22 protein-coding genes are annotated in these 22,381 nt (G+C 69.9%); 12 read left to right on the top strand and 10 right to left on the bottom strand.

What is annotated here, in order from left to right; all coding sequences use genetic code 11:
* The first annotated feature begins 64 nt into the window (after nucleotides 1-64).
* Together ACIA3K_RS14505 and ACIA3K_RS14500 are read left to right on the top strand one after the other, a co-directional pair.
* Entirely contained in the window at nucleotides 65-517 is a 453-nt protein-coding gene (locus tag ACIA3K_RS14505) for a helix-turn-helix domain-containing protein (RefSeq protein WP_396801391.1), read from the top strand.
* The gene (locus ACIA3K_RS14500; RefSeq protein WP_396801390.1) at nucleotides 510-878 is read left to right on the top strand and encodes a DUF4180 domain-containing protein; all 369 of its coding nucleotides are present in this window, start codon (nucleotides 510-512) and stop codon (nucleotides 876-878) included. Before ACIA3K_RS14505 ends, ACIA3K_RS14500 begins: the two co-directional genes overlap by 8 nt.
* A gap of 5 nt (nucleotides 879-883) precedes the next feature.
* On the opposite strand, the gene ACIA3K_RS14495 is transcribed toward ACIA3K_RS14500, so the two are convergent.
* The 3 genes from ACIA3K_RS14495 to ACIA3K_RS14485 all read right to left on the bottom strand — a co-directional run bounded on the left by ACIA3K_RS14495 (nucleotide 884) and on the right by ACIA3K_RS14485 (nucleotide 3,158).
* Nucleotides 884-1,519 (bottom strand): hypothetical protein, encoded by a 636-nt coding sequence (locus ACIA3K_RS14495; RefSeq protein ID WP_396801389.1) that lies wholly within the window; start codon nucleotides 1,517-1,519, stop codon nucleotides 884-886.
* Nucleotides 1,520-1,689: 170 nt separating this feature from the next.
* Nucleotides 1,690-2,595 (bottom strand): hypothetical protein, encoded by a 906-nt coding sequence (locus ACIA3K_RS14490; protein WP_396801388.1) that lies wholly within the window; start codon nucleotides 2,593-2,595, stop codon nucleotides 1,690-1,692.
* 215 nt (nucleotides 2,596-2,810) lie between these two features.
* On the bottom strand, nucleotides 2,811-3,158 hold the full coding sequence (locus ACIA3K_RS14485; protein ID WP_396801387.1) for a beta/gamma crystallin domain-containing protein: 348 nt from the start codon (nucleotides 3,156-3,158) through the stop codon (nucleotides 2,811-2,813).
* Nucleotides 3,159-3,288: 130 nt separating this feature from the next.
* Between ACIA3K_RS14485 and ACIA3K_RS14480 the strand changes: the two genes are divergently transcribed.
* Entirely contained in the window at nucleotides 3,289-4,167 is an 879-nt protein-coding gene (locus ACIA3K_RS14480) for a fibronectin type III domain-containing protein (RefSeq protein ID WP_396801386.1), read from the top strand.
* A 207-nt stretch (nucleotides 4,168-4,374) separates the two neighbouring features.
* On the opposite strand, the gene ACIA3K_RS14475 is transcribed toward ACIA3K_RS14480, so the two are convergent.
* A complete protein-coding gene (locus tag ACIA3K_RS14475) occupies nucleotides 4,375-5,481 on the bottom strand; it encodes an FAD-binding oxidoreductase (protein WP_396801385.1) in 1,107 nt (368 codons plus the stop codon).
* Between the two features lie 215 nt (nucleotides 5,482-5,696).
* Between ACIA3K_RS14475 and ACIA3K_RS14470 the strand changes: the two genes are divergently transcribed.
* From ACIA3K_RS14470 to ACIA3K_RS14445, 6 genes are all read left to right on the top strand, one after another.
* Entirely contained in the window at nucleotides 5,697-6,215 is a 519-nt protein-coding gene (locus ACIA3K_RS14470; RefSeq protein WP_396801384.1) for a flavoprotein, read from the top strand.
* A gap of 108 nt (nucleotides 6,216-6,323) precedes the next feature.
* The gene (locus ACIA3K_RS14465) at nucleotides 6,324-7,841 is read left to right on the top strand and encodes a helix-turn-helix domain-containing protein (protein WP_396801382.1); all 1,518 of its coding nucleotides are present in this window, start codon (nucleotides 6,324-6,326) and stop codon (nucleotides 7,839-7,841) included.
* Nucleotides 7,841-8,380, top strand: a complete 540-nt coding sequence (locus ACIA3K_RS14460) for a GNAT family N-acetyltransferase (protein WP_396801381.1) — start codon at nucleotides 7,841-7,843, stop codon at nucleotides 8,378-8,380. The genes ACIA3K_RS14465 and ACIA3K_RS14460 overlap by 1 nt, the downstream gene beginning before the upstream one ends.
* Nucleotides 8,381-8,397: 17 nt before the next feature.
* A complete protein-coding gene (locus tag ACIA3K_RS14455; RefSeq protein ID WP_396801380.1) occupies nucleotides 8,398-9,087 on the top strand; it encodes a DUF4433 domain-containing protein in 690 nt (229 codons plus the stop codon).
* On the top strand, nucleotides 9,084-10,163 hold the full coding sequence (locus ACIA3K_RS14450; RefSeq protein WP_396801379.1) for a macro domain-containing protein: 1,080 nt from the start codon (nucleotides 9,084-9,086) through the stop codon (nucleotides 10,161-10,163). The genes ACIA3K_RS14455 and ACIA3K_RS14450 overlap by 4 nt, the downstream gene beginning before the upstream one ends.
* A gap of 106 nt (nucleotides 10,164-10,269) precedes the next feature.
* Complete coding sequence (locus ACIA3K_RS14445) at nucleotides 10,270-13,353, top strand: DUF3427 domain-containing protein (protein ID WP_396801377.1); 3,084 nt, start codon at nucleotides 10,270-10,272, stop codon at nucleotides 13,351-13,353.
* A 177-nt stretch (nucleotides 13,354-13,530) separates the two neighbouring features.
* Here ACIA3K_RS14445 and ACIA3K_RS14440 read toward each other — a convergent pair whose 3' ends face one another.
* Complete coding sequence (locus tag ACIA3K_RS14440) at nucleotides 13,531-14,295, bottom strand: alpha/beta fold hydrolase (protein WP_396801376.1); 765 nt, start codon at nucleotides 14,293-14,295, stop codon at nucleotides 13,531-13,533.
* 93 nt (nucleotides 14,296-14,388) lie between these two features.
* Here ACIA3K_RS14440 and ACIA3K_RS14435 point away from each other — a divergent pair, with 93 nt between their 5' ends.
* The gene (locus ACIA3K_RS14435; protein ID WP_396801375.1) at nucleotides 14,389-14,826 is read left to right on the top strand and encodes a VOC family protein; all 438 of its coding nucleotides are present in this window, start codon (nucleotides 14,389-14,391) and stop codon (nucleotides 14,824-14,826) included.
* Between the two features lie 35 nt (nucleotides 14,827-14,861).
* On the opposite strand, the gene ACIA3K_RS14430 is transcribed toward ACIA3K_RS14435, so the two are convergent.
* The 5 genes from ACIA3K_RS14430 to ACIA3K_RS14410 form a co-directional block, all read right to left on the bottom strand.
* Nucleotides 14,862-16,082, bottom strand: a complete 1,221-nt coding sequence (locus ACIA3K_RS14430; RefSeq protein WP_396801374.1) for a hypothetical protein — start codon at nucleotides 16,080-16,082, stop codon at nucleotides 14,862-14,864.
* A gap of 96 nt (nucleotides 16,083-16,178) precedes the next feature.
* Nucleotides 16,179-16,574: a VOC family protein gene (locus ACIA3K_RS14425; RefSeq protein ID WP_396801373.1), complete on the bottom strand. Its 396-nt coding sequence runs from the start codon at nucleotides 16,572-16,574 to the stop codon at nucleotides 16,179-16,181.
* On the bottom strand, nucleotides 16,571-17,320 hold the full coding sequence (locus tag ACIA3K_RS14420; protein WP_396801372.1) for a MarR family transcriptional regulator: 750 nt from the start codon (nucleotides 17,318-17,320) through the stop codon (nucleotides 16,571-16,573). The genes ACIA3K_RS14425 and ACIA3K_RS14420 overlap by 4 nt, the downstream gene beginning before the upstream one ends.
* 39 nt (nucleotides 17,321-17,359) lie before the next feature.
* Complete coding sequence (locus tag ACIA3K_RS14415) at nucleotides 17,360-17,905, bottom strand: hypothetical protein (protein WP_396801371.1); 546 nt, start codon at nucleotides 17,903-17,905, stop codon at nucleotides 17,360-17,362.
* A 45-nt stretch (nucleotides 17,906-17,950) separates the two neighbouring features.
* Entirely contained in the window at nucleotides 17,951-19,099 is a 1,149-nt protein-coding gene (locus ACIA3K_RS14410) for a hypothetical protein (protein ID WP_396801370.1), read from the bottom strand.
* Between the two features lie 138 nt (nucleotides 19,100-19,237).
* Here ACIA3K_RS14410 and ACIA3K_RS14405 point away from each other — a divergent pair, with 138 nt between their 5' ends.
* A complete protein-coding gene (locus tag ACIA3K_RS14405; RefSeq protein ID WP_396801368.1) occupies nucleotides 19,238-20,788 on the top strand; it encodes a gluconokinase in 1,551 nt (516 codons plus the stop codon).
* A gap of 174 nt (nucleotides 20,789-20,962) precedes the next feature.
* On the top strand, nucleotides 20,963-22,378 hold the full coding sequence (locus ACIA3K_RS14400; protein ID WP_396801366.1) for a serine hydrolase: 1,416 nt from the start codon (nucleotides 20,963-20,965) through the stop codon (nucleotides 22,376-22,378).
* Nucleotides 22,379-22,381: the final 3 nt, after the last annotated feature.

Below are 22,381 nucleotides of genomic sequence, written 5' to 3'. Positions count from 1 at the left end.
GACGTCGTCGACGAGTTGACCCCATCGTTACTCAAACTTCCCTCTCGCGCTAAGATAGGGAACGATGACGGAAGAAATGTACTCGGTTGAACAGATTGCCGACCGGCTCGGCCTGCACGTGCGCACGGTGCGCGGCTACATCCGCTCCGGCCGCCTGCGGGCGGTGCGGATCGGCAAGCAGTACCGGATCGCTGCCCGGGATCTCGACGCGCTCACCGGACAGGTTCCCGCGCCGGCGATCGTGCGGGGCCAGGCAGAGGTGTCCAGCATCGTGCAGGTCGACGGTGTCGACCGGGCCGCCGCCGATCGGCTCGGCACGCTCGTGCTCACCAGCGCCAACACCGGTCATGACCAGGCCAACCCCCTGCGGGTTCAGACGGTGTACGACGAGGAACGCCACCGGATGAAGGTCATCATCCTGGGTGACCCCGCCGCCACCGCCGAACTGCTGCACCTGCTCGACGCCGTCCTCAACGCCGACAACGGCTTACTCGACCGGGAGGTCCACGATGCCTGACGAACTTCAGGAACGCGCCGGGGTTCCGGTGCTGGTCTGCGACCCGACCGGCCCGACCGTTGCCACCGAGCAGGACGCACTTGACCTGATCGGCGCGGCGTTCCTCGGTGCGGAGGTGGTGGCCGTGCCGGCTCACCGGCTCGACGAACGGTTCTTCTCGTTGGGCACCCGCTTCGCCGGCGACGTGATGCAGAAGTTCGTCAACTACCGGTTGCGGCTGGCCGTCGTCGGCGACATCTCGGCGCAGCTCGCGGAGAGTTCCGCGTTGCGCGCGCTCGTGCACGAGTCGAACCTGGGCGGGCAAATCTGGTTCGTTCCCGATCTCGACGCTCTCGACGACCGCCTCCGCAGGGCGCGATAGCCACCTCAGCGGTCCGATCGAAGCGCGATCTCCACCGCGTCCGCCTCGATCCCCCGGATGTTGGCCTGCTCCGCCGCCCACCGCAGGTAGCCCAGCCACACCTCGGACGACCACCCGTCGCGGCGACCGACACCGGCCTCGGCGGGAAGGTGTCCGGCCACGACACGGTCCAGGATCAGGGGTTGCGGGCCGCCCACCCCGCGCCGGTAGCCAACAAAGTAGAGGACCTTCGTGAACAGGCCCGGCCCCAGCCAGGGCAACCGAGCGTGGTCGGGGTCGGCGAACCGGCGGTACGCCACGCCCAGCGCGGCCTCGTCGGACTCCGGTGTGGAGACCTCCTCCAGCGCGTACGCCAGGCGTTTGCCCTCTGGATCGGCGTCGAGCGACCGGGCGGCACGCCACGGGCCGTACCCGATGGGTCCGTAGGCCCAGACCAGCACGGCGGTGAGCAGTTGCCGTGCGCTCGTCACGCCGGCCCGGTACGCCTCGGCCACCGCGAAGACGTCGTGTCGCCAGATCTCGCCGCTCGCCGGCAGGCTGTCGGGCCATGCGTCCGGCGGCAGCCCGGCCCGCCAGCGGTCCACCCGCACCGGGACCGGGACGGACTCTCCCGGCAACACCACAACTCCGGCCGTCTGCATGACTGCCTCCCTCGGATCGAGCGCGTGGACCGTCGATCGGGACGCTACGGTCGGGCCCTTCCGCCCACCGTCCACCGACGCCATACCGGGGTATCGACCGCCGAGCGCAGGTCCGGAAGCGGCGTGGCCACCCGAGCGGTACGGGGTGGCCACGCCGGACCATCAGCCTGTTACGGCGTGGCGCAGATGGCGTACGCCGTGTCGGACCAGTTGCCGGCGAAGGCGTCCTCCTCGTACGCGCCGGACGCCGCCGACGTCGGGGCGGTCGCGGGGCCACCGTTGGGACGGAAGTCGTCAACGATGCCCTCGCCGGTCACGCCGTTCAGTTCGTAGCCGGCGCCGGTCAGCACCTTGCCGACCGGGCAGGTCGCCGTGACACTGCGGAAGTCGGCCGAGGTGCTGGCCCCCACCGTGGAGGCGCGCACCAGGCCCGCGAGGGGGTTGGCACAGATGGCGTACGCGGTAGCGGACCAGTTCAGGGTCGTGGCGTCCGACTCGTACGCGCCGACGGTGACCGCTGTGGGTGCCGTGGCGACACCGCCGTTGGGGCGGAAGTCGTCGACGACGCCTTCGCCGGTGACGCCGTTGAGTTCGTAACCGGTGCCGGTCAGCACCTTCCCGGCCGGGCACGTCGCCGTGACGCTGCGGTAGTCGGCCGAGTTGCTGACGCCGGCCGTGGTGACCCGGACCAGGCCGGGCAGCGGGTTGGCGCAGATCGCGTACGCCGTCACCGACCAGTTTCCCGCGAACGCCTCGGTCTCATAGGCGCCGACGGTGACCGCTGTCGGTGCCGTGGCGACACCGCCGTTGGGGCGCAGGTCGTCGACGACACCTTCGCCGGTGACGCCGTTCAGTTCGTAACCGGTGCCGGTCAGCACCTTCCCGGCCGGGCACGTCGCGGTGACGCTGTGGAAGTCGGCCGAGTCGCTGACGCTTGTCGCGGCGACCCGCACCAGGCCGGGGACCGCGGCGGACGCCGGGCTCGCCGGGGCGAGCACCGCTCCGGTCGCGAGAAGACCGAGCACGAGTACGGACGCGCGAGCGCCGATCCGGCGGGTCGTGTTCTGAGTACGCATGTGTTTCTCCCGTCTGAGGCCGGACGGGGCGGCAGTGCGACGCCGACGTCGAGGCCGTTCGTGATGACGGGTTCACGCTAGGTAGCCACCTGACCAGGCATTATCTCCAAGCCGACTACGTCGCGTAACGGACCGCGAGGGGCGTCCCCCGCCGCACTGACGTGCGGTGAGGGCGCCCCTCGATCACGGAAGCGGCCGGCGTGGTCGGCCGGTGGTCACCAGATCCGCACCTCGTACACCCTTACCGTGCGGCCGAAGTCCACTCCGTACCACTTGTCGACAGTGCTCGTGTGGTACTGGCCGCCGGCCTCGTAGTTGACAGTCACCTTGTTGTTGCCCGAGGTGTAGTGGTGGACGCCGCCGATGTTCACGGCCGTGACGCCCCGACTGGCGAAGCACCTGGACATGCCGACCGTGCCGAGCGTGATGTCGAGCTTGAGGAAGTCCGTCCGGGTGCCACAGGTGACCGAGTTGATGGCAAGGGCAGGGCTGGCCGGGAGCGCGATGGTCAGGGCGAGGCCCGCCACCGCACCGAGGGCGATCTTCTTGACGCGCGTCTTCATCTACGCGGGGTCCTTTCTGTTCCGGTGGGAGTGGTGCCGTGCGCGCCACCACTACGACCGGGACGACCCAGTGGTTCACCTCCGAGGAGGATATTTATTGATTCTGATGAATGGCGGTTACCATTCGGCCATGCCCGCTCGCCGCGTCACCGTCGCCGTCGCCCTTGCCGCGCTGGCGAGCCTGCTCGCCGTCGGCGTGGCCCGCGCCGACGGGCCGGCGATCAGCACCCCCGGCACTCCGACCGTGGTCGTCAACGAACCCCATCGGCTCACGCTCAGCTGGGCGCCCTCCGCCTGGGTGGAACCCGGCACGGAGCAGCCGATCAACTACGAGGTGCAGGTGCCGCTGGGGTCGTACACGTACCGCTTCCTCGGCTCCACCACCGACACCACGATCACTCTCACCGACCTCGCGCCCGGCACGACGTACCGGATCGCGGTTGCCGCCCGCGCGCTCGGCGGCTACTCCGACACCTCGCCCGCCACCACCGTGCGCACCGCCAGCGGCCGCGCGACGGTCAGCTACCTCAACCTCGACTGGTCACCGACGAACAACCAGATCCAGCACCTGCTGAAGGTCACCAACACCGGCACCGCGCCGCTGGACCTGAGCACGGTGCGGTTGCGCTACCACCTGCGCTTCGAGGGAGGCAACACCTCGCTGGTGCCGAACTGCGACTGGGCGGCACTGGACTGCCAGAGGATCCGGCAGACCGTGCAGTTCTTCGTTCCCCCAGGCGGGCCGGCGGTGCTGTCGACACCGGCGCCGCCGAATCCCCCGCCGGGCACTGCCGTTCCCGGCTGGGTGGAGCTGACCTTCACCGACGGCACGCTCGCGCCGGGCCAGTCGACCGGGCCGATCCAGCTACGGCACCACCGGCACAGTTGGAGTGACATCGACGAGCGCGACGACCCGAGCTGGCTCGCCGCCACCGGGCAGTGGACCGAGAACGGGCGGATCACGCTCGACGTCGACGGGGTACGCGAATTCGGCGACACCTACTCCTGACCACTCCCGACCAGCCGCCGCGCGACCGGCGTGCCCCAGGTCCGGCCGGCCTCGTCCCGACGAATGTGATGCCTGTGAGTCATCTTGATGACCCACAGGCATCACGCTTCAAGGGGCACTACTCCCAACCATCTGGCGCCCTGGGTGCTGAGCCGTTGGCTCCGCCGCACGGGCGCGGTATTCCTCACCGTTGCGCAGACAGAGCCATCAGCGGGTGAAGCCTTTGGGCAGATGGATGCGGGCGGCGGGGATGTCGAGGGCGCACAGCCGTGACCGCGCGTCGGCCACCATCGCGGATGGGCCGCAGACGTAGATGTCCTGGCCGGGCTGGTGATGGTCGAGGGCGATGGTCAAAGCGTCGCCCTGCTCGCCCGGCTCGGCGCAGGGGTCGGCCGACAACGCCGGCACGATCGTCAGCCAGTCGTGGGCGCACTGCAGCTTGTCGAGGGCGATCGCGTCGTACAGGTCGATGAACGCGCGCACGCCGACGACAAGGGTCACCCGCCGACCATTCGGTGTGGCGGCGACCTGCTCGACCAGGGCGCGCAGCGGCGCCAGCCCGGTGCCACCGGCCACGAGCAGCAGATCGTTCGTGCCCGCCGGGTCCAGGCTCAGCCCGGTGTCGACGGGTGGGCCGAGCCAGAGCAGCTCGCCGGGGCGTACCTGATGAACCAGGCGGTGGGAGACGGTGCCGGCGGGTACGGCGTGGACGTGCAGCTCGACGGTGCCGTCCGCGCGTGGGGCGTTGGCCGGCGAGAGCCAGCGCCAGTGCCCGGGCATGCGCGGTGTGCAGACCGGCACGGCCTGACCTGGCTGCAACGGCAGTCGCCGCATGGGACGTACCGTCAGGATGGCGATGTCGGGCGACGGCCGATCGTGGCCGATCACCTCGACGTGCCACCAGGCCCGGCCGTCGCCGGCGCGGTCGGCGGCGCGGCGGATGGCGTGCGTGGCGCGGCACAAAGCGCGCTCGGCAACGACGGTGAGCTGCGGCGTCCACACTGGCTGGGCGTGACGGGCCACGGTCGCGAGCAACGCGTCGCCAATGGTGGTGGCGTGCGGGAGCAGGTCGAAGTGACGGTACGCGCGGCCGAGCACCTGAAGCAGCGCCGCCCGGTTCGCGGGGGCGTCGCCGCCGACCAGGAGGCGGCCCAGCGCGGTGAAGAACAGCGGCGCGTCGCGGCGTGGGAGCAACCCGGTCCGGCGGTCTTCGACCGTGCACCAGAAGTCGGCGGCGGCCCGCACGTCGACCGACTCCCAGGCGGCGGCCAGGCTCACGCGGGCCGGGTGGTCGTCGTCGATCACGGTGGGCATACCGGCTCCAAGTCGTCGAATCGTGGGCTGGCACCGGGGCGGGAGGGGCTGCGCCGTTGAGGGCCGGCGCAACTCCGAGGCCGAACACCCGCCCCGGGCCAGGCACCGACTGTCGGGCCTGAGCAGGCACAACGGCATGCCACGGTGATCGTCGACGGCATACGCGATCGGTATGCGCTCCACGCCGCGACTGTCGAATCGGGCAGACTGCGGGCATGACGGAACGCCCGGTGCTGTACCTGGTCGTCTGCGCCGCGGGTCCGGCGGAAAATATCGACGAGCTGGTCGACCTCCTGATCGCCGACGGCTGGCGGGTCTGCATGATCGTCAGCCCGACCGCCGCGCCATGGCTCGATCGAGCGGCGTTACAAGAAAAAACCGGCTATCTGGTACGCGTGGAGTGGCGCATGCCCGGCGACCCCGAGCCCCACCCGCCCGCCGATGTGGTGGTGGCCGCCCCGGTCACGTTCAACACGGTGGCCAAGTGGGCGTTGGGCATCAACGACACGCTGGCGCTCGGCGTCCTCAACGAGTCGCTGGGCGCGGGGCTGCCGATCATCGCGTTCCCGCACACCAAGGAGGAGTTGGCCGTGCATCCCGCCTATGCGGGTCACCTGGCGGTTCTGCGCGCTGCCGGCGTGAGGGTGGCGGACGGAAAGCCGCTGAACTCGGTGAACGGGCCGGGGCGTTGGGGCGTGGTCGTCGAGGCGCTGCGGGCGTTACGCCAGTCCTGAGTTCGTTTATCCGGCGGCCGCTTGACGATATGCGTCGCGCGTATACCAGCGCTCTACAGAGCGTGTTCAATGGATACGCTCGATGAGGCGAGACGGACGGAGCCGCCGGTGACGCATGCGACCTGCCCTCGGTGCGGCGGACGACTGGCCCGGGACAACGACACCGGACGGTGTACGCCGTGCCAGGCCGCCGAACGGGACCGGCTCAGCACGCCGCCGGTGGTGCCGGCGAACTTCTGGGACCACGAGCCGGTGCGACTCGCGCTTGCCGAGCGGCATCTGGGGCGGGTGATCCGGGCGTACCGGTGCCATCCGTACCACGGGCGGGTCGCGTTGCCGCAGTCCGTGGTGGCGGGGTGGCTGGGGATCACGCAGGCGCAGTTGAGTCGAGTGGAGAACGGCCCACCGGTCGTGCACCTGGACCGACTGGCGCACTGGGCGAACCTTCTCGGGATACCGGCTTCCTGCCTCTGGTTCGGTCTTCCTGGTCAGCCTTACCGAGTCGACGACCGCGCCGCAGAGGGCACAGCGGACGATCCTTATGCGCATGGCGCGATAACTGAGCAGGGCAAACTGCCGGCCATGGTGGTTACCGTGGAGGGGGCATCAACCGGAGGGGGTGGCGCTACGGACCGGCGACGCTTCAACGCAATGGCCGCGCTCGCGGGACTCGCCGCAGCCGGTCACCCATACCTGATGACGGACCCAGCCGAAGTGCCCCGGAACATTGGCATGGAACAGGTACGGCTGGCCAGCTCGCTGGTTCAAGACTTCCGGCGAGCCGATGCGGCAGCCGGCGCCGTACAGCTGTGCGACATTGCCGTCCAGGCACACGCCAGGCTGTCGAATTGGGCGGCGAGGGCGCACTACAGCCGAGAGGTCGGCGATGCCCTTCAAAGCGCCCTCGCTGAACTCGGCATCCAGGTCGCATGGCTCGCTATCGATGCGGAACGCAGGCCCGAAGCCAGGCCCTACCTGAACGAAGCCATCACTCGTGCCCGCATCGCCGACGACCCCCGCATGGAAGTGCAGGCCCTGACTCAGCTGTCCATGCTGCTCCGCGAAAGCCAGCCTGGCGAGTCGCTGCATTGCGCCGAGGCCGCGCTACGCGTCTCGGCCAGATGGGCGACACCTCGGCTCACCACGCTTCTACATCTGCGGAGAGCGCACACGTACGCGGTGCTAACGGATGCGGGCGGCTTCAGCCGGGAAATGACCAAGGCTCGCCGCGAGTTGGAGCGCGGACCGCACGAGGACGATCTTGCATTTGTCAGCTTCGTGAACGAGCAAGAAGTAAACGGCATCCAGGGGCTTTCCTACCTCGCGCTGGAGCGGCCCGACCGCGCCGCCCAGTCGTTCCGCGCCCTCATCGCCAACCCGTCACCCGGCCACCGGCGCAACCAGGTCCTCTACACAATCGACCTCGCCGACGCCGCCTACCAGCAGGGTGACACCAACGAGGCGGCGCGCATCGCCCTGGACGTCCTGCCGGCGGTCAGGCAGATGAATTCTGGGCGAGTGAGCCGGAACCTTGCGCAGGTGCGGGCGAAGCTTGCGGCACTACGGGATGCCACCGCGACGACCCGCGAATTCGTCGACGCCTACGACCGAGCAGTGACCGTCTGATGGAGGGCGTGCAGCTCCGCCATCGCGATGCCGAAGAGGCCACGGAGATCCTGGACCAGCTCGTGAGTCTCTATCTGGAGGTCTACGCGGGTGGAGGCGAGTTCCACAGCGAGGACCGCTACCGGCGTCAGCTCGACCTGCACATGCAGCGAGTGGGGTGGGAGCTGGTCACCGCCGAGGTGGACGGGAGTCTGGTCGGCTACATCTACGGGTTCCCGCTTCCCGCCGAGACGCGATGGTGGGAAGGCATCCACGACCCGGTACCGCCTGGTTTCACTGACGAGGACGGGACACGTACGTTCGCGATAAGCGAGCTGATGGTCCAGCCGGCGTGGCGACGTCGGGGCATCGCGGCGGCGCTGCACGACGGGTTGATCGCGGCCCGCACGGAGCAACGAACCACGCTGCTGGTCCGGCCGGACAATGTCGCTGCTCAGGCCGCGTACCGCTCCTGGGGCTATAAGAAGGTAACCAGACTTCGGCCGGGGTGGGAGAACGCGCCGACCTTCGACGTCCTGGTCCGGGTCCCGAACGCCTGATCAACAAGGAATGATCTGTGACCGAATCAGCCATGCCGCCAACACCGATTCGAATCATGCACTTCACGCATGTTGATAATTTGCCAAAGATCGTGAAGGCCGGTCGACTACTGGCGGACAGCGGTGTAGGACGACAGCTTGCTATTAACGTCGGCGCAGTCGAGATCAAGGCCCGCCGACGAGAACGAACCGTGCCATGCCATCCCGGTGGAGTCGTAGCAGACTACGTGCCGTTCTACTTCGCCCCACGCTCGCCCATGATGTTCAGGATCGCCTGTGATCATCGAGCAGGAAAACCGGGCTGCTATCCAGGAGGAGATGATCCCCTCGTATACCTGGTCAGTTCGGTGGAGCGGGTGCACGCGGCCGGAATCGATTGGGTGGCAAGCGACGGAAACTGCGCAGTCGGCTTGACCAGATTCTCGGCTGAGCTGGCCGAGCTCACCGCCTTGGTCGACTGGCCGTTGATGGAGGCCCAGATCTGGAAGGACGTTCCCGACGACATGGACCGCATGCGCCGGCGAGCGGCCGAGTTCCTAGTACACCGGGAGTTTCCTCTCGACCTGCTCACCGGTTACGCCGTACGGACGACGGATCGGCAGGAGCAGGTGAGGCAGCTGTTCCGAGACGCTGGCATGATCGAGCCTTACGTTGGTGTCAGACCGAGCTGGTACTACGGGTACACACGGGGGGAGGTGCGCGAATGATCATCATCAGCCACGGGAACCTGCTGACCGCCGAGGCGGACGCGTTGGTCAACACCGTCAACACAGTGGGAGTCATGGGCAAGGGCATCGCTCTTCAGTTCAAGCGCGCCTACCCGGCAAACTACGCGGCCTACCGTACGGCATGCCATGAAAACCAGGTCACTTTGGGTCAAATGTTCGTGTTCGACTCGGCGCGTTTGGGCCCCCGTAGATACGTCATCAACTTTCCGACCAAGGGACACTGGCGGGCCAACTCGAAGTTGAAGGACATTGAGACCGGACTCGCCGACCTCGTCCGGGTGGTCCGCGAGCGGAAGATCACGTCCGTGGCGATGCCCGCCCTCGGTTGCGGCAACGGTGGACTTGACTGGGAGGATGTTCGATCGCTCATCGAAGGCGCCTTCACCGAGCTCCCCGACGTGCTAGTTCTGCTCTTCCCCCCGGAGGGGGCACCCGACCCGGCCGACATGCCGGTGGCGACGGAGAAACCACCGCTGACTCCGGGCCGCGTCACCCTGATCCAGGCCATCGATCGCTACCTGAGCCGAGCGCGACAGCTGGAACCGCGTGATGGTGTCACCATCCTGGAGATTCAGAAAATCGCCTATTTCCTCCAGGTGCTGGGGCAACCGCTGCGACTGGAGTTCAGCCGGGGCAGGTACGGCCCGTATGCCGAAAGCCTCAACCACGTGCTGGACCGTCTCGAAGGGCACTACCTGACGGGCTTCGGCGACCGCTCGGCACGGGTCGAGGAGCTGCAACCCATTCGGCTTACCCCCGGCGCTGCCGACGACGTCGCAGCGTGGTTGGAAGATCATGGCGCAGCAGCGCCTGAGGCATTGGATCAGTTAGCCCGGTTGACAGACGGATTCGAGTCCCCGTACAGCCTGGAACTGCTGGCGACCGTGCATTACGCGGCGGCAGCGCACCCGCCGACCGATGACCTCGACGAACTGATCGAGCGCGTTCGTTCCTGGAGTGGTCGGAAAGCCCGGCTTTTCACCTCCGCGCATATCGAGCTGGCCTACGAACGCCTGCAATCGGTCGGGCTGCTACCTGCGTTGCGCGTTGCATGAGTCGCCAGTCGGGTGAGGTCGCCTCGCCGATTGCGCGACAAGTTCTGCCGATGCGACCGGTCGCCGCGCCCCATCCATAGACGAAACGTGTGGTTAGGTAGCTCGAATGACGGATCTTGAGCGGGGTGTGTACGAGCACCTGATCACCCGTGAGCTGGCAGATCGCCTCCAGCACGTCGACCCCGCACTGATCCAACGCCACGACCTCGACCCGGCCGACGCGCACACCGCCCTCGCCCGGCACATCGCCGCCCTGGCCGCCCGAGCCCTCCAGTCCGTCCCCAACGGTGACGACAAGCTCCACCACCAGATCGCGATGGCGAACCAGATCGCTGACGCCATCACCACCCTCAGCCCGAAGGCAGCGACCGAGCAGGACCAGGTCACCGACGCCAAGCACCTGCTCCATGCCATCGCCGCCCCGCCCACACCACCAGCCCTGCCAGCCTTCCCGCAGCGGCCCACCACTCCCCTCTCCACCGGCGCGCTGCTGGTCAACGGCCGTCACCAGCCCCGGATCGGCCACGAGGTCAACCACGAGATGGCGTCGGCGGAGAGCGTCGACCTGCTCTGTGCCTTCATCAAGTGGTATGGCCTGCGCATCGTCGAGCCAGCCATCCGCGAGCTGATCGCCCGAGGCGGCAAGGTCCGCGTCATCACCACGACCTACCTGGGCGCGACCGATCAGCGGGCGCTGGACCGGCTCAAGGAGCTGGGCGCTGAGGTCAAGGTCTCGTACGAGACGCGGACCACCCGCCTGCACGCCAAGGCGTGGCTGTTTCGCCGAGCCAACGGCACCACCACCGCGTACGTCGGCTCGTCGAACCTGTCGAAGACCGCGCTGGTGGACGGCGTCGAGTGGAACGTGCGCATCTCGAACATCGAGCAGCCGCACGTCATCGACACGTTCACCGCGACGTTCGAGGACTACTGGAACGATCCGGCCTTCGAGGCGTACGACGCGACCAGGGACGCCGAGCGGCTGCAGCAGGCACTCACCGGGGAGCGCCGTGACCAGGCAGCCACCGAGATCTCGAACCTGGACGTGCGCCCGTACCCGTACCAGGCGGAGATCCTGGCCGACCTGGACGCCGAGCGCCTGGTGCACGGGCGTTGGCGCAACCTCGTCGTGATGGCGACGGGTACCGGCAAGACCGTCGTCGCTGCCCTGGATTACCGCCGGCTGCACAAGGCGAAACGAGCGGACTCGCTGCTCTTCGTCGCGCATCAGGAGCAGATCCTGCGGCAGAGCCTTTCGACGTTCCGGCAGGTCATGGGGGACGGCAGCTTCGGCGAGACGCTTGTCGCGGGCGAGAAGCCAAACGGTTGGAAGCACGTCTTCGCCTCGATCCAGTCGCTGCATCGGCGGGAAGCCGACCCCGAGGCGTACGACATGGTGATCGTGGACGAGTTCCACCACGCCGAGGCGCCCACGTACACGCGGCTGTTGGAGCGGCTGCGTCCCCGCGTACTCCTCGGACTGACCGCGACCCCCGACCGGGCCGACGGCGGCGATGTGCGCCGGTGGTTCGACGGGCGCGCGGCAGTTGAGCTGCACCTGTGGGACGCGTTGGAGCGGCAGTTGTTGTCGCCGTTCCAGTACTTCGGGCTGCACGACGACGTGGACCTGTCGCACCTCGCCTGGAAACGCGGCCAAGGCTACGACCCGGCCGACCTGGATGTCGTCTACACCGGCAACCACGCACGGGCGCGGTCGGTGTTGCGCGCCGTCAGCGACAAGGTGGACGTCGGGCGCATGCGGGCACTCGGGTTCTGCGTGAGCATCGGGCACGCCGAGTTCATGGCCAGGTGGTTCAACGACCACGGCGTCCCGTCTGCGGCGGTGACCTCCCGCGCAGGCACCGATCGGGCCGGGCTGTTGCGGGACTTCAAGGGTGGCAAGCTGCGGGTGCTCTTCACCGTGGACCTGTTCAACGAGGGCGTCGACCTGCCGATGGTCGACACGATCCTGATGCTGCGGCCCACCGAGAGCGCCACGATCTTCCTGCAACAGCTCGGCCGTGGCCTGCGCCTCGACGACGACAAGCCCTGCCTGACCGTGCTCGACTTCATCGGCGGACAGAACGCCAACTTCCGCTTCGACCTACGCTGGCGTGCCCTGACGGGGGTGAGCCGGCGGGCGATCACCGAGGCGGTCCGCGACGACTTCCCGAGCCTGCCCAGCGGCTGCCACGTCGAGCTGGACCGGGTGGCAAAGGATCTCGTCCTCGCCAACCTGAAGAGCGCACTGCCCACCTCGAAGGCCGGACTGGTCTCTGAGCTGCGGCAACTCGGCGACGTCACCCTGGCGACGTTCCTGCGCGAGACCGGCCTGGAGATCGAGGACGTCTATCGGTCGGCCAGCATCGGCGGCTGGACCGGCCTGCGGCGGCTCGCCGGCGTCGAGACGGCCGCGCCCGGCCCCGACGACCGCGAGCTGGGCCGGGCCATCGGTCGCATGCTGCACACCGACGACATCGACCGGCTGGAGCTACTGACGACGGTCGCGGCCGGACCGCCCACGCCAGGTCAGCAGGTGTACGCGGGCAGCGGCCGACTGCTGGACATGCTCCACTTCAGCCTCTGGGGGCCGAACGCCCCGCTGGCGACGCGCGACGAACGGCTGGCACGGCTGTGGAAGGAGCCGGCGCGGTGCGCCGAGCTACGGCAGGTCGCCGAGGTGCTGCGAGACCGCATCCACCGGGTCACGCCCGCGCTCGCTGCGGGGGCGGTGCCGTTGCGGGTCCACGCCCGCTATAGCCGCAACGAGGCGTGCGCCGCCTTCGGCATGACCAACCCGGGGTCGCTGCGCGAAGGGGTGAAGTGGTTACCGGACGCCCAGGCTGACCTGTTCTTCGTCACCCTGGTCAAGTCCGAGGCGCACTACTCCCCCACCACCATGTACGCCGACCGGGCCATCACCGACACGCTGTTCCAATGGGAGTCGCAGAGCACCACCTCGGCGGCGTCCGCGACCGGACAGCGCTACACGTCGGGTGGGTCGACCGTGCACCTCTTCATTCGGGAGACCCGTATTGCCGACCGCGACCTGGGCGCACCGCCGTACCTCTACGCCGGCACCATGACGTACAACTCGCATACTGGCGATCGCCCCATGCGCGTCCTGTGGCAGCTCCACCACGCCCTACCCGCCGACGTCTACGCGACCGCCCGAACAATCGCCGCCTAGATGAGCGAGTCCCGACCTGACCCGGCTTGGACTGCGGCGTGGCCGATGGTGACAGTCGGTCACCTCGTCGGGGTGGACGCGTTATTGAGCGGTATACGTCAGAGGGGCTGAATATGACTCCGAGATATACCGCTCAACAGCACATCGACCTGCCGGCCCAGGCTCAACCGACATGACTCAGTCGAGCTTGGACAGGAAGGCGCCGACCGCAGCGGCGAACTGCGCCTCAGCATCGTGATGCACCACGTGACCTGCTGGCAGCTCGACCAGCCAGGCCCGGCCGAGGCGACGGGCGACCATCTCGCGAGCATGATCGGCCGAGAGTTCATCACTGCGTGTGCCGCGGATCAGAAGGGTGGGGCCGGTGACCGCTGCCCAATCCGTCCAGTGGTCGCCGTTGAGCGCCTTCTGGGACGCCACCGTGTCATCGATGTCGAAGGAGAAGCCCCAGCCGTCTTCCGACTCCCGGAAGGAGCACTCCAGGTAGGGAGCCGCCCCACGCAGGGCCGAGGCCAGCGCGTCGCGGGATGGTGCTTGGCGAGGAAGGCTGGTCGTGAACGACCAGTCGCAGTTCACGAGCGCGCCGATGTCCTCGACGATCAGCGCGGTTACCAGATCCGGGTGCCGGCTGGCGTACTGGTAGGCGTTCACCCCGCCGAGTGAGTGACCCAGCACCGCAGCCGGGCCTACCTCGAGATGCCGGTGAAAGGCGGCGACGTCGGCAACGTAGTCGGCCCGCTCGTAGCTCTCGGCACGGTCGGACTCTCCATGCCCACGCTGATCGAGCGCGATCACCCGCCATTGCGGTGCCAGCGCCTCAGCCAGCGGCGCGAACGCCGAGGCTTCGTTGTAGTGCCCGTGCAGGGCCAGGAGAGGCATACCCGGACCGCCGAAGTCGAGATACGAGAGCCTCCGATCGCCAACCGTGAAGAACTCCCGCATGACCTAGAATCCTAGATCAACGTTCGTCGGCTCACGCTCCGTGCACAGCCTGCCTTCCAAGCCCTCGTGTGATCACGCGTTAGGTTGACAGCCATGGAGCAGCGGATCAGCCTCATCACCCTGGGAGTCGCGGACGTGGCCCGCGCGAAGGCGTTCTACGAGCAGCTCGGCTGGCGGGGCCAGGAGGTCGAGGGGACGGTCTTCATCCAGGCCGGCGGCCTGGCTCTCGTCCTCTGGGGCCGCGACAAGCTGGCCGCTGACGCGGGCATCGACGACCCGGCCAGCGACGGCTTCGGTGGGATCACGCTCGCCCAGAACGTCCGCTCCCGGGCCGAGGTCGACGAGGTGATCGCCACCGCGACCAAGGCTGGCGCGACGGTGACCAAACCGGCCGAGGAGACCTTCTACGGCGGCTACGCCGGCTACTTCGCCGACCCGGACGGTCATCTCTGGGAGATCGCCTGGAACCCGGGCTTCACGCTCGCGGAGGACGGCTCCCTCACCCTCCCCGACTTCAGCGCCATGAGCTGAGCGAACGGCAGCGCGCGAAGCAGCGATGACGCCGATTACGGCGCCGGAGACGGGCAGAGCAGCGGGTCCAGCACCGGCAGCTGACGAGCGTCCAGACAGATAGCCAGCACCTCCGGATCCGGCGTAGGCGTAGGCGTAGCCGTTGCGGTCGGGGTCGGCGTCGGTGAGGCCGACGCGACGGGCGGCGTCGGCAGGGCTGACGCGGGCGGATCCGTGGGTGGGACCGGCGTCGGCACCGCACTCGCCGAGGGGGTCGGGACGACGGGCGGCGCGGCGGCCGGCGGCCGGTCCACCGCGATGACCGGGGACACCACCGTAGCGACATCTGTCGGGGCCGACGGCCGGACAGTCGAGGCCGGAGGGGCGGTCGCTACGGCGCTCACGGCCGAGCCGATCCGCGTCCTGGGTGGCACCGGCCCGACGAGCCCGAGCGGCACGAGGGGCGCCCCGGCCCTCGGCAGGCCCAGCGCGACGATCTCCGCCGACGGCACCGGGCCGACGGAACCTGAAGCGCCAGGGCCCAGAGCGCCCGGTCCGAGCGTCGCGAACACCACTGCGGCGACGGCGGCAGCACTGACCGCGCGCCGGTCGGGGCGTACCGCCGTCAGCGGCGCGTCGTCGGGCCCCACCACCGGAGGAGGCGCTGGCGGGGCGGCTCGGTGGGCGGTCAGCAGCGCGTCGATCTGGGCGACGACGGCGGCGCGATCCTCGCTGGTCGCGAGGGTGAGATAGAAGCGGAAGTTCACCACGGCACCGGACGGGACCAGCAGCCCGTCAAGTCGACAGCGGTCCGGCAGCAGGGTGACCGGTACGTCGGGGTGGTGGGCGATGCCGAGCTGGTCCCCGTACCGCCACTCACGCCGGTGCTCCCGACCGTCGAAGGCCACCCGTCGACTGGTCACCACGGCCATGCCGGTGTCGACGGCCCGCAGGCCCGGCGGCAGCGCCTCGGAAGACGGCTCAGCGAAGGAACATGGGCCCGGTGTGGGCAGCCCGGGGACGTGCCGCGCCTCGGCCTCGACAAGCGTGGCGACGGGAAGGACGCGGAAGACGAGTTCGTCGTCGTCGAGCTGCACCGGTAGGCCGCTGCGGGGCTGCGTACACCCGAGGAAGCTCGCGGCTTCAATGCGGAGCCGGACCAGGTGGTCGTCGCGGCGCTGCCAGGCGTCGGTGGCGTCGCGGTACGCGAGCTGCCGGCGCTCGTTCTCGCGCTCGGCCCAGGCGAGCCGCCAGGAGGGAGGTGCCAGTGCGGTCACGGTCACACGCGGTACAACCGCTCACGTACGTGACAGGCAACGCGACCGGGATCAATGCATCCCGTTGCGCCCGAAAGGAGAGAATTTACGAACGGGTCAGGACGGGGCGGGCTCGAAGAGCTCGACCGGGTTACCGGAGGGGTCGTCCACAACGATCTGCCGGCCGCCCGGTCCGCTGACCACGTCGCTGCGCAAGGCGACACCGGCCGCCCGCAGCCGGGCAACCTCCGCGTCGATGTCGGAGACGATCAGGTGGATGCGGTTCCAGCCGCCCGGCTGCGGACGGCGGCCGTCGGGCAGGGCCCGGCCCGCCGAGCTGGCCGGACCGGAGAGCAGCAGCCGCAGGTTGCCGCGCCGCACGTCGGCGATGGCGGGCAGGAAGGCGCTGGCCGAGGTGAAGCCGAGGTGGACGGTGTAGAAGTCGAGCGCGGCGGCCACGTCGTCGACGAGGTAGCGCACGCTGACCGTGCTGTCATCGATGGGGCTGGTCATGATGCCCTCTCTCCTGGGGTGGCGAGCGTGTGCAGCAGGAAGTCGATCCGCTGGGCGAGGTCGTCGGCGACCCGTTCGAACGCGGGGAGCCCGCCGGGGTCCGCGGCCGGGTCCGGGATGCTCCAGTGCGCGCTGCGCGGGCTTGCCGGGAAGTCGGGGCAGACCTCCTTGACCCGGTCGCAGAGGGTGATCACGGCGTCGAACGGTTGACCGGTGAACTCGTCGAGGTGCGTGGGCCGGGCCGAGCCCAGGTCGATGCCGCGCGCCGACATGACGGTCACCGCGTGCGGGTGGACGGGCTTCGGTCGGCTCCCGGCGCTGTACGCCCGCACGGCACCGGCGGTGCGTTGCCGCAGCAACGCCTCGGCCATCTGCGAGCGGGCGCTGTTGCCGGTGCACAGGAACAACACCCGGCCGGTCACCGGGGTGGCCGGCGACGGCGGGGCGAGCCGCAGCCCGGGATGCAGGGCCGCGCCGGCGTCCGACAGCAGGCCGGCGCAGTGGGCCAGGGAGAGCGAGTAGTAGGTGTCCCGCCCGTCGGCGCTGCTGCGCCGGGCGGTCACGAGGGCGGCCTTACGGAGCTTGCCGAGGTGGTACGAGACGAGGTTCTGCGGCTGGCCGAGACGGGCGGTCAGCTCGCGTACGGCGAGGTCACCACGGGCCAGTTCGCTGAGCAGACCCCACCGAACGGGGTGCCCCGCGGCGGTCACGAACCCCGGTGGCGCGCTGGTGCCGGATGACCTCACTCCCGCAGATTACATCAAACCAGTTTGATGCAATAGGGATCAGCTCGCTCGTCGCCGACGCGACAGGGAGCCGAGCAGCGGGTCGTCGGCCGGGAACCGCGATCGCGTACGCGGCGGGTACGCCTCGCAGTGCCCGACCCACTGGGCGGCGGCGACGGCGAGGGCGTCGGCGGAGACGGTGAGCACCAGCGGGTAGATGGCGGTGGCCGGCCGGCGCATCCACGGGGGCAGCGACTCGGCGGAGAACTCGACGATCAGTTCCAGCCGACGTCGACGGATCACCCGGGTACGCAGCGCCAGGTTGGGTTCGGTGAAGCGGACCATCGCCGGTGGCGGGTTCGGACCGCCGGCCGCCGCCGCCTGGCCGTGCAACCAACTGCCCAGCGCGCGGGCCTCCTCGACGAGCAGGCTCGGGTAGTGGTGCGACCAGAGCTGACCGTCGGCGGTGCGGGCGTCCACCTCGATGAGCAGCCAGTCCTGCCAGCCCAGCGCGGCCACGTCGGGGTCGTCGGGCGGGTCGATGCCCGGCTGGTAGCCGACCGGGCGAATCCGTACCCGGGCACCGTCGTCGGATCGGATCTCCACTCGACCATTCTGACCGACCTAAACGATCGTTATGGTCAGAACGCGCTACTTCGTGACGGTCCGCCGGACGCCCCGGTGCTCGGCACACGCGCCCGCCCGGCCACCCGCGAGGCTGACCGAGCCGTCGCGGCACTGCACGAGGTAGCCCCGGCCCGCCCAGAACTGCGGCACGCAGTCGAACCAGTCGCACACCTCGACGGCGGGCCGGCGAATCCGCGTCCCGCCGCAGAAGTCGTACCCCAGGGGGTTCTCCGGCGCCCCGCAGCGCGGCCCGGACGTCGCGCTCGGCGACGGGCGTGGCGACGGCTTCCGCTTGGGCGTGGTGGTGGGCGCGGGCGGCGCTATCGCCGGCCGCAGCAGCGCGGGAGGCGCGCTGGCGGTCGGTGCCGGCGTGGCCGCCACGGCGACCTCCGGGCCCCCGGTCGGGTCCGACGGGTTCGATTCGAAGAGCGCCGCCGGTACGAGCAGCGCGACCGCCGCCGCCACCGCGATGGACCGGCGACCGCCGGGAACGAGCGCGGAGAGCCGGGCCTGCGCCGGGGTGGCCACCGCCGGCCGGAACGGTTTGAGCTGGTCGTGCTCCGCGATCAGCTCGTCGAGCTGGGCGAGCACCGCGGCGCGCTGCTCGATCGAGTCGGCGAAGGCCAGCGTCAGCTTGAACCGGAAGTCCGCCGCCGCGTCGGTGGGGAGCAACAGTCCAGAGGTACGCCGCCGGTCCAGCACCTGGATCAGGGTCACCGGCCCCACCGGGTCGTGGGCCAGCCCGGTGATCCGGCCGTACGCCCAGTCGCGCCGACCGCGCCCGCCCAGCAGCACCAACCGGCGGCTGGTGATGACGGCCATGCCGGCGTCGGTGACGCGTACGCCATCGGGCCGGCGCGGACGCAGCGGCACGGCCGGCACGGTGACCATCAGGTCCGGCGCGGGCAGCACGGCCGTGTGTCGCACCTCGACCAGTTGCGCGGCGGGCAGCGCCCACAGCACCACCTCGTCGTCGAGGAGTTCGAGTGGAAGGCCCGCGCCGGCCGCGGCGGAACCGTGGAAGTCGGCGGCCAGGGCGCGCAGCCGCCGTAACTCGTCGTCGCGTCGCCGCCAGGCCGTCTCCGCGCCGCGGTACGTGCTGATCCGCCGCACGTTCTGCCGCTGCGCCCAGCGGTACCGCCATGTGGAACCCGTCGAATCAGTCTTTGCCACGCCGACTCCTTCGCCGCGTAGGCCACCAATCTGGGGTGCACTCGGATTAACAGTTGTGACGGCCGGCCGGGACACGCCAGCACCGGCGAACTACCCGAACGGCGGACCAACCCGGACGATAGGGCGATACTGACGGTCATGCCGCCAGACACCCCGCCCGGTGTGGTGATCGGGATCGACATCGGCACCACGAGCACCAAGACCATGGCGTACGACACCGACGGGCGGCTGATCGCCAGCCACTCCGTCGGCTATCCCCTCGACGACCCACACCCCGGGTACGCCGAGCAGAACCCGGACGTGATCCTCGCCGCCGTCGTCGAATCGCTCCGGACCGTGGTGGCCGAGTTGGCCGCACCGATCTCCGGCCTCGCGTTCTGCTCGGCCATGCACAGCCTCATCGGCCTCGACGCGGCCGGTAACCCGCTCACGCCGTCGGTGACCTGGGCCGACTCCCGGGCCACCCGGCAGGCCGAGCGGCTACGGGCGGTGCCGTCCGGGCTGGCGCTGCACCGGCGCACGGGTACGCCCATGCACCCGATGTCGCCCCTGCCCAAGCTGCTCTGGTTCGCCGAGCAGGAACCCAAGCTCTTCGAACGCGTCACGCACTGGGTCGGCATCAAGGACTGGGTGCTGCTGCGACTCTGCGGAGAGCTGGTCACCGACCACTCGATAGCCTCGGCCACCGGCCTGATGGACATCCACACCCTCGAGTGGGACGCCGAGGCGCTGACCATCGCCGGCATCACCGAGGAGCGGTTGCCCCGACTGGTCGCCACCACCGCCGTCCTGCCCGGCCTCACCGCGCGGGCCGCCGACGCCATCGGCGTGCCGCAGCGCACGCCCGTGGTGGTCGGGGCGGGCGACGGGCCGTTGGCCAACCTGGGTCTGGGCGCGGTGCACCCCGGCATGGTCGCCTGCTCGATCGGCACCAGCGGCGCGATGCGGGTCATGGTCGAGCGCCCCGGCGTCGACCCGCTGGGCGGCGTGTTCTGCTACGCGCTGACCGAGGACCGTTGGGCGGTCGGTGGCGCGATCAACAACGGCGGCATCGTCCTCAAGTGGGCCGGCGCCGCGCTCGCGCCCGAGTTGGGCGAGCACCCCGAGGAGGACCTGGTCGCCCTGGCGGCCCGGGCGCCGGTCGGCTCGGGCGGGCTCATCATGCTGCCCTACCTGCACAGCGAACGCGCTCCACACTGGAGCGCCCTGCCCCGCGGCGCGTACGTCGGGCTCACCCACGGGCACCGCCGCGAACACCTCGTCCGGGCCGCCATGGAGGGGGTCTGCCAGCAACTCGCACTGGTCCTCACCTCGGTCCGCGCGGCCGGCAACGAGGTGCGCGAGATCCGGGCCGGTGGCGGCTTCGCCCGTAGTGGCCTGTGGCGACAGATGCTCGCCGACGTGCTCGGCATGCCGGTGAGCTTCCCCGCCGGCCGCGAGGGGTCGAGCTTCGGCGCGGCGCTGCTCGGCATGCAGGCGCTGGGCCTGATCCCCAGCATCAACGTCGCCGCCGACCTGGTCCAGATGGAGGAGACCATCCGCCCCGACCCGGCGGCCGCCGCCACCTACGCGGCGCTGCTGCCGCTTTTCGCCGAGCTGTACGAGGCGCTGGTGCCGACCTTCACGTCGATGCGCCGCCTGGCACCCGGCCTGCCCGCCGAGCCGCCCACCCCGGGACCGGCGATGTAGCCGGCGCGATCGGCGGCGGGTTCGGCGCGGGGCTGGCCGCTCGCTGTTGAGCGTGATGCCGGTGAGTCATCTTGATGCCACTGAGGCATCACGCTCTCGCGGGCGCGGCCTCCCGGACGGGTGACTCACGCCCCGGCAGCCCCATCCGCCGCCGAGGCTTCTTATCGTACAAACGTGAGGAAAAGGGACAAGAAGCGCTCATCTTCCCTGCTCGCGGCGGCGATCGCGCTGGTCGTCGCGGCGACGACCGGCCCGGCCACCGCCGACGGTCCCGGCCTGAACCACCAAACGACCCTGGGGTACGCGGCCGACGGCCTCGCCGCCGACAACGAGCCGAAGGACATGCACGGGCCGAACGACAACGGCGGGCCGAACGATGCGGACGGCCCGGACGATACGGACGGCCCGAACGACGAGGGCGGCCGGAGCGACGAGCCGGGCGTGGAGCCGACCCCGGAGCGGGCGCCGACCAGCGAGGTGTCCTGGCTGTCGTTCCCCGGCGGGGCGTTCGCGGTGGACTCGCTCGGGCACACCGTGCGCTACCGGGCCTGCGACGGCGACACCGGCCGGGTCGCCGACCCGGACATGCGGGTCGCCGCCGGGGTGGCCAGTGGGACGGTCGTCGTCGGGGGGACCGCCTACCGCTACCGGGTGCCGCTGGTCGGGCGCAGCGAGGGCACGCTTGAGGTGATCCAGCGGCACCGCCCGCCGACGACGCTCACCGGCGTCGTGGTCACCAGCCCGCAGCCGCCCACCGACCCGGTCGCGGGAGCACGGCTGTTCCCGCTCAGTGGGCAGCTCGCCCGGGTGGTCGCCGACGCCAACCTCAACCCCGCTGGTGCCACCGTCCGGGACCTCTCCGGCCGGTACGGCGACCAGCAGGTCTCGGTCAACGGGTCGCTGCGCCCCAAGGCCGCGAGCGTCATCAAGCTCTGGATCCTGGTCGAACTCCTGCGTCGGGTCGACTGTGGACAGGTCTCTCTCGACGACGGCGTGCTGGTCACCCCGGCCGACGTGGTGGGCGGCACCGGCCAGCTCCAGTTCGAGACGTTCCCGCAGGTGGTCACGCTGTACCGGCTCGCCCGGTACCTGATCAAGTACAGCGACAACGTCGCGGCCAACGTGCTGATCACCTACCTGGGTGGGTTCGCCCCGGTCAACGCGCTGATCGACTCGATGAACCAGCGCTCCACCATCCTGGCCCGGCGGATGCTCGACAGCGCGGCGGCGCAGCGCGGCGAGGAGAACTACACCAGCCCGGACGACGTCGTGTCGCTGCTCGGGGCGGTCTGGGACGGCGAGGTCCTCAACCCGGCCTCCCGGGACCTGATGATCGGCTTCATGCGCGAGCAGACCCTGAACACCAAGATTCCAGCGGCGCTGCCACCCGGCGTACCGGTGGCCCACAAGACCGGTGACCTGCCGGACGCCTCCCACGACGTCGGCTACTACCTGATCCCCGGCACGGAGACCGCCGTCGCGTTCCTCACCGCCGGGCCGATGGCGACCGGGGACGAGACCGTCCGCCGGATGGCCAGGACCGTCTACGACTTCCTGGTCCCCCCATCCGACGGAGCGGTCGAGGAGTGAGCC

This window comes from Micromonospora sp. NPDC051543 (assembly GCF_044454415.1).
Lineage (GTDB): Bacteria > Actinomycetota > Actinomycetes > Mycobacteriales > Micromonosporaceae > Micromonospora.
This window is presented reverse-complemented; position numbering and strand designations above follow the sequence as displayed.